General features: G+C 63.4%; 14 protein-coding genes. All 14 read right to left on the reverse strand.

Translation table 11 applies throughout. The features are described 5' to 3' along the window. The gene (argF, locus tag ACKFR8_RS03120; protein ID WP_296133248.1) at nt 1-918 is read right to left on the reverse strand and encodes an ornithine carbamoyltransferase; all 918 of its coding nucleotides are present in this window, start codon (nt 916-918) and stop codon (nt 1-3) included. Continuing rightward, on the reverse strand, nt 915-2,129 hold the full coding sequence (locus ACKFR8_RS03125; RefSeq protein WP_306507901.1) for an acetylornithine transaminase: 1,215 nt from the start codon (nt 2,127-2,129) through the stop codon (nt 915-917). The genes argF and ACKFR8_RS03125 overlap by 4 nt, the downstream gene beginning before the upstream one ends. Then, a complete protein-coding gene (gene argB / locus ACKFR8_RS03130) occupies nt 2,126-3,061 on the reverse strand; it encodes an acetylglutamate kinase (protein ID WP_408930972.1) in 936 nt (311 codons plus the stop codon). The genes ACKFR8_RS03125 and argB overlap by 4 nt, the downstream gene beginning before the upstream one ends. A gap of 13 nt (nt 3,062-3,074) precedes the next feature. Further along, nucleotides 3,075-4,232 (reverse strand): bifunctional glutamate N-acetyltransferase/amino-acid acetyltransferase ArgJ, encoded by a 1,158-nt coding sequence (gene argJ / locus ACKFR8_RS03135; RefSeq protein WP_408930557.1) that lies wholly within the window; start codon nt 4,230-4,232, stop codon nt 3,075-3,077. 64 nt (nt 4,233-4,296) lie between these two features. Beyond that, nucleotides 4,297-5,340, reverse strand: a complete 1,044-nt coding sequence (argC, locus tag ACKFR8_RS03140) for an N-acetyl-gamma-glutamyl-phosphate reductase (RefSeq protein ID WP_408930558.1) — start codon at nt 5,338-5,340, stop codon at nt 4,297-4,299. A gap of 70 nt (nt 5,341-5,410) precedes the next feature. Then, entirely contained in the window at nt 5,411-5,863 is a 453-nt protein-coding gene (locus ACKFR8_RS03145; RefSeq protein ID WP_408930559.1) for a hypothetical protein, read from the reverse strand. Between the two features lie 217 nt (nt 5,864-6,080). After that, entirely contained in the window at nt 6,081-8,597 is a 2,517-nt protein-coding gene (pheT, locus tag ACKFR8_RS03150) for a phenylalanine--tRNA ligase subunit beta (protein WP_408930560.1), read from the reverse strand. A gap of 28 nt (nt 8,598-8,625) precedes the next feature. Next, on the reverse strand, nt 8,626-9,672 hold the full coding sequence (pheS, locus tag ACKFR8_RS03155) for a phenylalanine--tRNA ligase subunit alpha (RefSeq protein ID WP_296133242.1): 1,047 nt from the start codon (nt 9,670-9,672) through the stop codon (nt 8,626-8,628). Between the two features lie 144 nt (nt 9,673-9,816). Then, on the reverse strand, nt 9,817-10,617 hold the full coding sequence (locus tag ACKFR8_RS03160; RefSeq protein ID WP_296133240.1) for a TrmH family RNA methyltransferase: 801 nt from the start codon (nt 10,615-10,617) through the stop codon (nt 9,817-9,819). A 120-nt stretch (nt 10,618-10,737) separates the two neighbouring features. Further along, complete coding sequence (locus ACKFR8_RS03165) at nt 10,738-11,193, reverse strand: TM2 domain-containing protein (protein WP_296133238.1); 456 nt, start codon at nt 11,191-11,193, stop codon at nt 10,738-10,740. Between the two features lie 237 nt (nt 11,194-11,430). Further along, complete coding sequence (gene rplT, locus ACKFR8_RS03170; RefSeq protein WP_066484446.1) at nt 11,431-11,814, reverse strand: 50S ribosomal protein L20; 384 nt, start codon at nt 11,812-11,814, stop codon at nt 11,431-11,433. A gap of 57 nt (nt 11,815-11,871) precedes the next feature. Then, nucleotides 11,872-12,066: a 50S ribosomal protein L35 gene (rpmI, locus tag ACKFR8_RS03175; RefSeq protein ID WP_010190075.1), complete on the reverse strand. Its 195-nt coding sequence runs from the start codon at nt 12,064-12,066 to the stop codon at nt 11,872-11,874. A 36-nt stretch (nt 12,067-12,102) separates the two neighbouring features. Then, complete coding sequence (gene infC, locus ACKFR8_RS03180) at nt 12,103-12,624, reverse strand: translation initiation factor IF-3 (RefSeq protein ID WP_082013933.1); 522 nt, start codon at nt 12,622-12,624, stop codon at nt 12,103-12,105. A 259-nt stretch (nt 12,625-12,883) separates the two neighbouring features. After that, nucleotides 12,884-13,852, reverse strand: coding sequence for an S-adenosylmethionine synthetase (locus ACKFR8_RS03185; RefSeq protein ID WP_408930561.1), 969 nt, complete (start codon nt 13,850-13,852; stop codon nt 12,884-12,886). Between the last annotated feature and the right edge of the window lie 3 nt (nt 13,853-13,855).

Below are 13,855 nucleotides of genomic sequence, written 5' to 3' on the forward strand. Positions count from 1 at the left end.
CTACTTCTCCTCCTGTGCAGCAAGCAGCCACACCAGCAGCGCCTTTTGCGCATGCAGGCGGTTCTCTGCTTCATCGAAGACTCGGGACTGGGGGCCATCAATAACCTCGGCGGTGACCTCGTTGCCGCGGTAGGCGGGCAGGCAGTGCAAGAAAATCGCATCGTCCTTCGCGCGCGCCATGAGGTCCGCGTTGACTTGGTACGGAAGGAACGGGGTGCGGCGGTCCTTACCGTCCGATTCCTGGCCCATCGAGACCCACGTGTCAGTGATGACCACGTCTGCGCCCTCCACGGCATCGAGAGAATCACTCACCGTGACCGTCCCCCGCCTGCGGGCACGCTCCACAAATTCCTCCTGTGGCTGGAAGCCCTCGGGCGCCACAATGGCCATCTCCATGCCGGCGGTGGCAAAGCCGAGCATGTAGGAGTTGGCCATATTGTTGTTGCCATCGCCCAGGTAGACGGCCTTGCGCCCAGTGAGGTCTCCGAAGTTTTCGCGGCAGGTCACCAGGTCTGCCAGGATTTGGCAGGGGTGCAGGTCGTCCGAGAGTGCGTTGACAATGGGGACCGTGGCGGTCTGGGCCATATCCAGCAGGTTCTGGTGAGCATAGGTGCGCCACACGATGGCCTCCACGAACCGCGACAAGACCGCGCCGGTGTCCTGGTAGGTTTCGCCCTTGCCCATCTGCGTGGACTTGGTTTCGGTCACGATGGCGTGGCCGCCCAGCGCGGCGATCCCGGCCTCGAAGGAAAAGCGCGTGCGCGTCGACGTCTTATCAAAAAGCACCGCCACCGACTTCGGCCCCTCCAAGGGACGCTCAGAGAAGGGCTCCTTCTTCAGCTGCAAAGCCAGGTCCAGAACCTCGGACTGTTCCTGCGGTGTGAGATCGTCATCGGCCAAGAAATGGCGCACGCTCATCCAACTTCCTCCAGTACCTTATGCAGGCGCTCTATGGCCTGATCGAGTTCGGCGTCGGTGATGACCAGCGGCGGGGTCAACCTCACGACCTCGCTGCTCGGCGCATTGAGGATGAGGCCATGCTTAAAGCCCGCCGCCACAACGTCCTTCGCCACCGACGTATTTAATACAACACCTAGCATAAGCCCTCGCCCACGCACTGTGGCGACATAGGGAGATTTGCTCAGCTCACGGCGCAACTTCTCCCCTTTTCGGGCGACGTCGGCGACAAGTGAGTCGTCGACAAGCTCCAGCACCGCCGCGGCTGCCGCACACGCCACGGGGTTCCCACCAAAGGTGGTGCCGTGCGTACCCGGGGTGAAGAGATGTGCGGCTGCACCCCGCGAAATGGTGGCGCCAATGGGCAGACCCGCACCCAAGCCCTTCGCCATGGTGATGACATCCGGCAGCACGCCTTCGTGCTGGAAGGCAAAGAAATCGCCCGTGCGTCCCACACCCGTCTGCACCTCATCGACGATCATGAGAATCCCATGCTCATCGCACAACGCCCGGACAGCTTTGAGGAATCCATCTGGGGCGGGAATGACGCCGGTCTCCCCCTGGATGGGCTCCAGAATGATGGCGGCCGTGTCCTGCGGATCCTGCTCCACCAGGGTGGTCAGGTAGTCGATATCCCCGAAAGTGTAAAACTCCACCCCGCCCGGGAAAGGCTCAAAGGCCTTCCGCTTTCCCGGCTGCCCCGTCATGGCTAGCGAACCCATCGTGCGACCGTGGAAGCCGTGCTGTGCTGCCAAGATGCGGCGCCGCCCAGTCAAGCGCGCGAGCTTGAACGCGGCCTCATTCGCCTCCGCGCCAGAATTGGAGAAGAAGACGCGGGTCTGACTATCCCCCACCTTTTCAATGAGCTTGGCGGCGACCTCCACCACCGGCTGGCTGGCAAAGAGATTGGACACGTGCCCCACGGAGGCCACTTGGCGGCTCACCGCCTCCACGATGGCCGGGTGCGCATAGCCCAGGGTGTTCACCGCGATGCCCGCCAGCATGTCGATATACTCGTTCCCCTCTTCGTCGGTAACTGTCGAGCCGCGCCCGGAAACAATGGCCACCGGCGGGGTGCCATAGGTGTTGCTCAGCACCTGCGACCAGCGCTGGTTCAACGGAGTGTGGGCAGTGTGGCCTGTGTGGGCAGTGTGTACGTCTTCATTGCTCATTGCGTATCGTCCTTCCTGAATACGGTTCCCTCTGGGCAGTCCTCGCGCTTGTAGCCATTCGGCAAGATCATCGTGCCGATTCCGCCCATGGTCAATAGCTCCAAGAGGACCGCGTGCGCTAGCCGGCCATCGATCACATGGGCCGCATTCACCCCGCCTTCCACCGCCATAAGGCAGGACTCCATCTTCGGAATCATTCCGGAATCCAGATCCGGCAGCAGGGCGTGGAGTTTGTCCACCTCAATCTTGGACACAAGCGAATCACGGTGCGGCCAATCGGTGTACAGCCCCTCCACGTTGGTAAGGATCACCAGGCGCTCCGCCCCCAGTGCCTTGGCCAGCGCTCCCGCGGCGACATCGGCGTTGATGTTGTACACCTCGCCGTCTTGACCGGGCGCGATGGTGGATACCACCGGAATGCGACCTGCCTCAATAATGTCCATCACCGCCGCCGGGTTGACGCTGACGATATCGCCCACCATCCCGATGTCCGTCGGCTCACCGTCCACCTGTACCAGGCGCTTGCGGGCCGAAAACAACCCTGCATCTTCGCCAGAGGTTCCTACCGCGTACGGGCCGTGGGAATTAATGAGGTTGACCAGGCCGCGGCCGACCTGCCCGAAGAGCACCATGCGCACCACGTCCATGATTTCCGGGGTGGTGACACGGAACCCACCCTTGAACTCGCCCTCGATGCCCAGCTTGCCCAGCATCTCGTTGATCTGCGGTCCCCCGCCGTGCACCACGACAGGCTTGGCCCCCACCGTGCGCAGAAACACCATATCCGCGGCAAATGCAGCCTTGAGGGACTCATCCACCATGGCATTCCCGCCATACTTGACCACGACAATCTTGTCGCGGTAGTGCTGCAGCCACGGGAGCGCTTCTGCGAGCACCGTCGCCCGATCAGCATTGTTGAGGCCTTGAATCATGAGCATGTCCTCCCTAGGAGCTGTACGCGGAGTTGATCTCCACGTAGTCGTGGGACAGGTCGGTGGTGCGCACGAAAGCCGTACCGGCTCCACCAGTTCCCAGGTCCACGCGGACGTCGATATCCGCACCGGACAGTTCCACCTCGCGCGCGCCGGGCGTGCCTGTGGAAGCAACGCACACGGGCTGGTCGTTGAAGTAGACGGAAATGTTGTCTGGGTCCATGTCGGCCTCGGCCATACCGACGGCGGCCAGCACGCGGCCCCAGTTTGGATCGGAGCCGAACATGGCGCATTTGAACAGGTTGTCGCGCCCCAACGTGCGGGCGGCGTTGAGCGCCTGGGCATCGCTGCCGGTGCCCTCAACGGTGATCTTGACGCGCTTGGTGACGCCCTCGGCGTCAGCCTGCAGCTGGTCCGCGAGGTCGGAGCACACCGCAAGGACGGCGGCGTCGAGCTCCTCCTGGCTCGGCTCCACCCCTGAGGCCCCAGAGGCAAGCAGGACCACGGTGTCATTGGTAGAGGTCGAGCCATCGACATCCAGCGTGTTGAAGGTAAGGTCACTGGCCTTCTGCAGGGCGGATTGAAGGGCCTGTGCGCTAGCGACAGCATCCGTGGTGAGGCACACCAGCATGGTGGCCAGCGAGGGCGCCATCATACCCACGCCTTTGCCCATCGCACCCACGGTCCACCCCGGACCCTCATAGCCGGCTTCTTTGCTCACGGTGTCTGTGGTCAAGATGGCCTCGGCCGCGGCGTGCGCATAGGCGGAATCTGCACCAAGATCGTGAGCCACCGTCTCAATGCCCGCGAGCACCTTCTCCATGGGAAGGGGCTCCCCGATGAGTCCCGTCGAGCAGACGGCGATGTCCGCTGCAGTGACACCAGCCTGCTCGGAGACTGCGGCAACCATGGCGGCGGCATCCTTGTCGCCCTGCGCGCCGGTGCATGCGTTGGCGTTGCCGGAGTTATACACCACCGCCTGGAGCTTCCCGTTGGCCACGGCCTGGCGCGAGAGCTTCACCGGAGAGGCGACCACGCGATTGCGGGTGAACACCGCCGCGGCGTCGAAACGCGGGCCCTGGTTGACAACGAGGGCCATATCAGGCTTGCCGGAGGGCTTGATTCCGGCGGTCGTGGCACCGGCAATAAAGCCGGCAGGGGTGGTGATCATGGGGGTTCTCCTTGAGATGGTGATGGGATGAGAGGGTTAAGCGGACCGAAAACAGTGGCGCGGATTAGGGCGCTACGGCGGCCATGGGAAGGCCGAGGGTTTCCTCCCACTTCTGAGTGAGGTTGAGGCACTGGATGGCAGCACCGGCGGTGCCCTTGCAGAGGTTGTCGATTGCAGCGGTAATGATCAGGCACCCAGCGTTGTTGTCCACGTGCGCCTGTAGGTGCGCCATGTTGGTGCCCACGACGTTCTGGGTTTCCGGCTGCTGGCCCTCCGGCAGCACGTGACAGAAGGGCTCTTCTGCATAAAATGCATTGAAGACCTCCGTCACGCGGCGCTGATCCGTTCCGTGCGTCAGCGGGGCGGTCACCGTGGCGAGGATGCCGCGCGGCAGCGGCGCTAGGACGGGAGTGAAGCTGATACTCACCTCATGCTCAGTGAATGGCTGGAGGTTTTGGACCACTTCCGGGGTGTGGCGGTGGGTCCCGCCGGGTTTGTAGGCCTTGAGGTTGCCCATGGTTTCCGCACCCAGTTGGGCCACAGAGGCCTTCTTTCCCGCACCGGATACACCGGTGATGGCGATGACAGACAGGTCCGGTTCCACGAGCCCCCGGGCCACGGCGGGAAGCGCGGCCAAGGTAATCGCCGTGGGGAAACATCCCGGCACGGCCACCCGGTTACTCCCCCGCAGCTGCTCGCGATTGCCGGGAATCTCTGGGATGCCGTAGGGCCAACTCCCGGCGTACTCGCCCCCGTAATACGCATCCCAGTCCGCCCGGTTTCGCAGGCGGAAGTCCGCCGCACAGTCGATGACCGTAACGCCTTCTCCCAGCTGGCGCCCGATGTCGGCGGAGTGGCCGTGCGGCAACGCCAAGAAGACCACATCGTGCCCGGATAGCATATCGGCAGTGGTGTCCTCGATGACCCTGCCTGCCAGCTGCGGCAGGTGCGGCATGAGCCGGGAGACTTCTTGGCCTGCCGTGGAGTGCCCAGTCAGCGCGCCGAGGCGCAGCTCACCGGACAGAAATGCTGGGTGGGATAGCAGCAGGCGGAGTATTTCGCCGCCCGCATATCCCGTGGCTCCGGCAAGTGCTACTGAAATAGTCATACAGCCACACTAGCAAATAATGCAGTCGGCTGTATGTTATTCAGTGTTCAATTCTTAATCCCGCTTCCCATTACAGTGCGCGGGAGGACACCTGACCCAGGCCCTCGGGCCCGGACACTGCAGTCTTGCCGGCATATCCCTTGTAGCCCTGCGGGGAGACGAAATGCAGGCCACCCTTCGCGTCAGCAATGACGGTGAGCTCGTTGTATTGGCGCACCTGGCCCGGCTGGATGTGGTCGAAGGACGTGGACATGAGCCCCTGGTTGTAGCAGCCCGCGTACGTGCGGCCGGCGTAGTAGCTGTACTGCGGCGCCTTCTGCCCCGGCGGGTTACACTCCGGACGGGTGACGCGCGCACCCTCGGAGAGGCAGCTGATGTAGGTACCGTCCATAGTGGTGAAGTCGCACTTCACTGATCCATCAGAATTGGCAAAACCTTGAGCAATATCGGCCGACGCTAGCGGCGCGGAGAATAGCGCGCCGCCGACGAGGGCGGCTGCGGCGAGACGGGACACAGAACGCATGATGGCAGATTCCTTTCGTGGTGAGTAACGCTCTACCGGAAAGAATATGGCGCAGGACACATATGCGCCACCGCTAGGGGATCTTTCCCCGTATACACCACCGACCCGCCATCCCCCCACAACGGCGAAAGCCGCCCACAGGTACGTACTAGACACGTAAGCTGCGGGCGGCTTAGGCGGAACGCCCACTCCAGGCGGAGCGAGCTCTTGCGTATTCTTAGGCGCGCATCTCCGCGTTGAGGCGCTGCTTAGCCAACTCGGCAGCGGCCAGGCGGTGCTCGTTGACTTCGTCATCGGTCAGCGTGCGGTCACTAGCGCGGAAGAGAAGCTGGAAGGCCAGGGACTTCTTGCCTTCGCCCAGTTGCTCACCGCGGAAGACGTCGAAGAGTTCCACGGACTCCAGCAGCTCGCCGGCGCCTTCCTCGACGACCTTGCGGACCTGCTCCGCCGGAGTGGTCTCATCGACAACCAGGGCGATGTCCTGGTGCAGAGCCGGGAAAGCGGACAGCATCGGTGCCGGGAACTTCTCCTCCAGCGGCAGTGCCGTCACATCCAGCTCCATAGCGCAGGTGCGGACCGGAAGATCCAGGGCCTCGAGCACCTGCGGGTGCAGCTCACCCGCGTAGCCCACGACAGTCTTCGCATCATCCGTGAGGACAATGGCAGCACAGCGTCCCGGGTGCCACGGCAGCTGCTCGGCGGACTCGACCCCGACGTCGACGCCAGCGGCGCGCGCAACCTGGCGCGCGGACTCGATGGCGTCGGCGTAGGTGTAGGCGCGTCCGGCACCCCACGGACCCTCGTGCTCGAGTGCGCCGGTGGCGACGGTTGCTACGTGCAGCGGCTGCTCTGGAAGGGTACCGAGCAGATCGGCGACGACCTCATCAGACGGGCGGGACTCCACCGACGGCATCGGGGAGGCTTCCGCGCGCTTGAAGGCCACCTGCTGGAGACCAAAGAGAGCTAGGTCGCTGCGGCCGCGGGCGACGTTGCGCGCGATGGCTTCAAGCATGTTGGGCAACAGCGTGGTAGACAGCACCGCCTTGTCTGCCTCGAGCGGGTTCTGCACCGGCACGGTCTGGCGGCGCGGATCGTCCTTGTCCAAGCCCCAGACGTCGAAGGTGTCGTTGGCAATAAACGGCGCAGGCAGCACCTCGGCGTAGCCGGCGTAGGCCAGGCCATGGCCGATAGCGCGGCGGCGCTTCTGCGTCGGAGTCAGGCCGCGTCCGCCGGCCGGGGTCGGCAGCACGGTCGGGATATCCTCCAGACCTTCCAGGCGCAGGACTTCCTCAATGAGGTCCACGTCCATGGAGATATCCGTACGCCACGTGGCCGGGGTAACCTGCAGCTCATCACCGTTGTCAGTGACGTCACAGCCCACCTCGCGCAGGCGCTGGATAACGGTCTCACGGGAGTACTCCACGCCGGCGTACTCGCTGGGCTTAGCGGTGCGCAGGGTAATGGGCTCGCGCTTGGCGACGTCTCCCACGAGCGTCCGGCCAGCCTCAATGGTGCCGCCGGCAATCTGCTGCAGCAGCGCGCAGGCCACGTCGAGGGCGACCTCAACGATGGCTGGATCCACAGCGCGCTCGAAGCGGCGAGACGCCTCCGAGGACAGCTTGTGGCGGCGAGACGTGCGGGCGACGGTGATCGGATCCCAGATGGCGGACTCGAAGTAGACGTCCGTGGTCTCCTCGGAAATCTCGGAGGTCGTACCGCCCATCACTCCGGCGAGCGACTGGATTCCGTTGTCATCGCAGATGACCACGTCGCCAGCAGACAGCTCACGCTTGACGTGGTCCAGGGTCTCAAACTTCTCCCCTTCCGCAGCAGTGCGCACCACAAGATTGCCGCTGACCACGTTGGCGTCGAAGGCGTGCATCGGGGCACCCAGCAACAGCATGACGTAGTTGGTGACGTCGGTGGCCAGGTTAACGCTGCGCTGGCCCGACAACATGAGCTCGCGCTCCATCCAGAACGGAGTGCGGGCGGTGGGATCAATGCCCGAGACCTTGCGGAGGCCAAAGCGCTGGGCTTTGGTTTCGTCCCGCAGGTCGACGTCGATAAGCGCGCCCTGCGGCTGCGGAACAGCCGAGGTATCCACTCCGGCCACGCTCGGGTCCTGTGCCACGTCCGGGAAGGTGAGGTCGAACGCCGCGGCCACCTCGCGGGTCAGTCCGCGCGCGGAGAGCGCGTAGCCGCGATCCGGGGTGATGTTGACGTCAAAGGCGGTATCCGCCAGGCCGATGATGGGCCGGGCGTCTTCGCCGACCTTATCCGCCACCTCGTCGCCCAGGACGATGATGCCGTTGGCCTTGTCGCCGAAGCCGAGCTCGGCGGCGGAGCAGAGCATGCCGTTGGAGATGTGGTCATAGGTCTCGCGCGCGGCAATCTTGAAGCCGCCGGGCAGCTCCGAGCCGGGCAGGGCGACCACCACATAGTCGTTCAGACGGAAGTTGCGGGCGCCACAGATGATGCCCTGCAGCTCGCCAGTGCCGTTTGCCTGGCCCACGTTGACCTGGCAGTAGCGGATCGGCTTCTTGAACTGCGTAAGCTCCTCGATCTCTACGACCTGGCCGATAACGAGCGGGCCGGTAGTCTCCGGCAGCGCCGCATAGCCCTCGGTTTCGAAGCCGACACGAACGAAGCCAGAGTCCAAGTCCTCCGAGGAGACGCTCCAGCCGGAGTTGGCGGCGCCCAGGATGCGGGTAACCCAGTCTTGGGAAATAAGCATGGTTTCTTCTCTATCCTTTCTGGGTAACTTATGCCTGCACGCCGAAGGGCAGGGTGAAGCGGACATCGCCTTCGACCATGTCACGCATGTCGGTCAAACCATTGCGGAACTGCAGAGTGCGCTCCAGGCCCATGCCAAAAGCGAAGCCGGTGTACTCCTCCGGGTCCACACCCACGGCACGCAGCACGTTCGGGTTAACCATGCCGCAGCCGCCCCACTCGATCCAGCCGGCGCCGCCCTTCTTGTTGGGGAACCAGACATCGACCTCTGCGGAGGGCTCGGTGAACGGGAAATAGTTCACGCGCATGCGCGTGGTGGTCTCCGGTCCGAACAGGACCTTCGCCAGGTGCTCCAAGGTGCCGCGCAGGTGGGCCATGGTCAGGCCCTTGTCCACTGCGAGCCCCTCTACCTGGTGGAACACCGGAGTATGCGTCGCGTCCAGCTCATCGGTGCGGAACACGCGGCCCGGGCACGCAATGTAGAGCGGCACGTCGCGCTCCAGCATGGTGCGCACCTGCACCGGGGACGTGTGCGTGCGCAGCACCTGCTTGGAGCCTTCCTTGCCCACGTGGAAGGTGTCCTGCAGGGTACGTGCCGGGTGATCCGGCTTGAAATTCAAGGCGTCGAAGTTGAAGTATTCTGCTTCTACCTCCGGGCCATCGGCGATTTCCCAGCCCATACCAACGAAGATGTCGGTGATGCGCTCCGACAGCGCAGTAATCGGGTGCAGCGCACCAGTTTGCGCGCGCGTGGTGGGGATAGTGACGTCCACCTTCTCCGCCTTGAGCTGGGCTTCGCGGGCCTGCTGCTCCAGCACCTCACGAATCTGCGCAAAGCTCTTCTCGGCCTTGCCGCGAGCCATGTTCACCGCGCGGCCGGCGTCCTTGCGCTGGTCCTTGGGCAGCTGGCCCAGGGACTGGCGGGCCTGCGGGATAAAGCCGCCATCGCCCAAGTGCTCGCGGCGGGCGGCGGTGAGCTCATCGAGGGTGGTTGCGGCCTCAAAAGCAGCGATGGCCTTCTGCGCGGCTGCCTCGAGGGCCTCTTCGGTCAATTCGATCTGAGGTGTGTCGGACACGTGCCTAAATTACCTTCTTCTCACACGAAAACTAACGCGGGCCATTTTACAGTGCGCGCCGACACCGGTGGCGACCAGCCCTGCAGACGGGGCGAAACAAATTCGCGGCCGCTACACCCGCGTCTGCCCCGGCGGGGTGGCCGCCTAGCGGGCCTGCTGCTTGGCCGATTCGTAGAGGCAGATGCTGGCCGCCGTGGCGAGGTTCAGCGACTCCGCGCGCCCCAGGATAGGAATGCGCACGCGCATGTCCGCTTCATCTTGCAGCTCCCCTAGGCCATGGGCCTCATTGCCAAACAGCCACGCCGTGGGCTGAGACAGGTCTGCGTCGGCGAGATCCACTTCACCATCGGCAGCCGTGGCGAGGATCTGCATTCCGGAGGAGCGCAGCTGGCCCAGCACGTCCTTGATGTTGGGATCGCGCGCCACCGGAATATGAAAGAGCGAGCCGGCCGACGCGCGCGCCACCTTACAGCCCAGCGGGTCGACGGTTTCGCCGGCAAAGATGACGCCATCGGCCCCCATCGCATCCGAGGTCCTAATGAGCGTTCCGGCGTTTCCCGGCTCGGCGGTCAGAACCGGCACGGAGACCAGCGAAGGCTTACCGGCAAGAATCTTGCCTGCCTTCCACAGCACCGGGCGGCACACGGCGAACAGCCCGGTGCTCGTGGCGGTATCCGACAGGTGCTTAGCCGCCTTGTCCGTAATGGCGTGCACGTAGACGTCCATGTAGCCGCACGTCTGCACGATGTGCGCGAAACGCTCCGCGGCCTTCTCCGTGACAAATACGTCCGTGGCCGCGCCGGTTGATACTGCGGCGTCGACGGCGTTCTCGCCCTCAATGAGGAAGCGATCCGCCTTCTTGCGGTTGGCCGCGCGGTGCAGTTTGGCAGCGTTGACCACGCGCGGGGTGCGCTCGGTGAAGGCATTCTCAAAGTCCAAGTTCATGGCCTCTACCCTACCGAGGCGACCGCGATACCTGCCGCTCGCCTCGTGCCCCGGAAACGTACAAAGCCCACCGTCTCCCCCTAGCAGGAACCGGTGGGCCTATGAAGAGCGTGCGGAAGACTACTTCTTCAGCGGAATGCCCTTAGAGTCCTTGTCGTATCCGCCGGCGCCGGCGATGATCATGATGAACTCAACAAGGACCCAGATTCCGAGACCAAGCGCCGTGAACTCGCCGATGCCGAGCCACGAGGTAGCAATGCTAAAGAGGCACAGCAGCAGCTGGCAGATGGCTCGCCCCGTGCGACCAAGGTAGAAGTTGTGAGATCCGAATCCACCCAGGAAGAAGGCGAGGAGCAAAGCTACTATCCAGGACTTCTGCGGAGCGTTGACCTGCCCCGGCTGGCCGTAGTGCTGACCCTGCGCCTGGTAGCCGCCCTGCTGCTGGGCGGGCAGGCCCTGACCGTAGTTGCCGCCCTGGTACTGGTTACCGTTGGAGTCAAACGGGTTCGCGTACTGGGAATTGTTGCCCGGAACGTTCTGGTTGTTCTGCTGGAAACCGCCGTTGGGGTTCGTCATGGTTAAGACTCCTTTATAAGCCTGTAGAAACAAGTTGTGATTGGTGGAACTCGATTAAAGTAACACAGGGCACAGGCCTTGTCGCCCTTTTCTGTCCTGCACTGGGGCTTATTCCCCACGGCGGCGTGGGTCCGGAGTTAAGGGTCCGGGTGGCGCTGGGCATGCGGCTGAATATGCGAAACGCCCGCCGTCCCCCTCGATAAAGGGAAGCGGCGGGCGCGGGAACGCTAGAAGAGCTTAGGCAGCCTTCGGTGCGTTGACGTCCTCCGGCAGAGCGGCCTTGGCGGCCTCGCACAGTGCGGAGAAAGCCTCGAAGTCGTTGACGGCAAGGTCAGCGAGGATCTTGCGGTCGACCTCGATCTCAGCCAGGCGCAGGCCGTGGATGAGACGGTTGTAGGTGATGTCGTTCATGCGAGCAGCGGCGTTGATGCGCTGGATCCACAGCTTGCGGAACTCGGACTTACGGGCGCGACGGTCGCGGTAAGCGTAAGTCATGGAGTGCAGCCACTGCTCCTTGGCCTTACGGTACAGGCGGGAGCGCTGGCCGCGGTAGCCCTTAGCGGACTTCAGGATCGCGCGGCGCTTCTTCTTGGCGTTAACTGAGCGCTTTACTCGTGCCACAGTAATACTTCCTTATCTTGATTGTGAGTGTGTGGGGATGGGGAGTTTCGGCGCTGACTATGCGCGGCCGAGCAGGCGCTTGACGCGCTTGGTGTCTGCCTTGGCAACGTCCTCGGTGCCCTTGAGGCGACGGGTACGCTTGGAGGGCTTGCCCTCCAGGAGGTGGCGGCGGTTAGCCTGCTCGCGACGCAGCTTGCCGGAGCCGGTCACCTTGATGCGCTTGGCGGTGCCCTTGTGAGTCTTCTGCTTCATGAGAATTAAATCCTTAAATCCTAAGTGGAGCGTGGTCTACTTCTTGCCTTTGCGGACAGGTCCCAGGACCATGGTCATGTTGCGACCATCCTGCTTGGGGCGGGACTCAACGACGCCGATTTCGGCAACGTCGTCAGCCAGACGCTCCAGCAGGCGGAAACCCAGCTCCGGACGCGACTGCTCGCGGCCGCGGAACATGATGGTCACCTTAACCTTGGAACCCTTCTCCAGGAAGCGCACCACGTTGCCCTTTTTGGTCTCGTAATCGTGATCATCAATCTTCGGACGGAACTTCTGTTCCTTCACCACAGTTTGCTGCTGATTCTTACGGGACTCGCGGGCCTTCTGGGCCTGCTCGTACTTAAACTTGCCGTAATCCATGATCTTGGCTACGGGCGGCTTCGCGTTCGGTGCAACCTCGACCAAGTCAAGATCCGCTTCGTACGCGAGCTTGCGAGCATCGTCAGTACGGACAATGCCCACCTGTTCACCACCGGGGCCAACAAGACGGACCTCGGGTACTCGGATGCGCTCATTGATGCGAGCTTCAGCGCTGATTGTGGTTCTCCTCGATTGTGGGGGCTAGTAGTGTGCCTACCGTGACCACAAACGAATAAATCCCGGGTGCCGCTGGCAACCGGGAGTTTCTAACAAGCATGCACCACTCACGTGGCACCTACTCTTCTACCGTTATCCTGCGTTCGCACTGCCGTAACAGCGTGCAAAGCGCGGCATCGGGTGGGAGAAACTCCGCTTGTGGCCCAAGTACCTCCTGGAAGAGGCGCTACGGGCGGTAGTGCCCTAAACCCTAACACCGCTAACTCGCAGAACCAAATCGCCGTGTGGATTCAGGTGTCGAGCTAGGCACACTCGACGTTCTCGACGTTGTCGAGGTTGCGGTGCCGCCTTCTTTGCCGGCCGCATCCTTCGCACACTCCGTACGCGGGGTAATCGCACCAGCATCCAGGGCATCTGTGACCACCTCATCCACGCGCGTGGCTAGCACGTTGAGCGCCGGTATCGCCTCGTTCATGTCCTCCCCTGGCATGGTGACCTCAATTGCCAAGCCGACTGCGCCGTCATCGATGTTGCGCACCCCGAACTGGCGGTGGGTGTAGCCGTTGTCCAGTTCGGACAAGCCCCAGCCGCCCTTAGCGCGGGTGTTGGGCAGCGCGTCGAGCCCGTTGTGTTGCCATTGCACAATGTCATCCATGGCGTCGTAAACGTACTCTGCTTCCGGAATGCACGGCAGGTGGGATCCGAACACCGCTTGATCGGCCAACAGCCACGTGGAGTATCCGAAGGTTTCCTCAAAGCGCCCGTGGGAGCCGTAGTCCTCCACCAAGGCTTCCACTGCCTCGGCCGCATTGCCCTCCGTCCATGTCACCTGAGACCACAGCGCCCAGGCCGCGTCGTTGTCAGACTGCTTAATGGCGAGGTCCACTAGGTCGGTACTGGCACCGGCGCGCAGAGCGGCGATGGCGATGGGGACTTTCACCGTGGACCACGTGGGTTCCTCACCGGTGAGTCCCTCCTGCGTTACGTCCTTGTCGTCCGCGATGGCCACGCCGGCGCGCACGTCGTACTCGCTCTCTACTTCGGCAATGGCGTGGTCGAGCTCGGCGCGCAGATCAAAGTCGGCGCGGGCGGCGGACGACGTCGCAGTGGCGCCCTCCGCCCCAGGTTCCGGGGCACTGGGTGCCGAGCACGCTGCGAGGATGCCGGCACAGCCTACGGCGAGCAACGCCGCCGCGCGGGGCCAAGGAACGCGGTGAAACTCTTTCATTCA

This window comes from Corynebacterium axilliensis (genome assembly GCF_046097495.1).
Taxonomy (GTDB): Bacteria; Actinomycetota; Actinomycetes; order Mycobacteriales; family Mycobacteriaceae; genus Corynebacterium.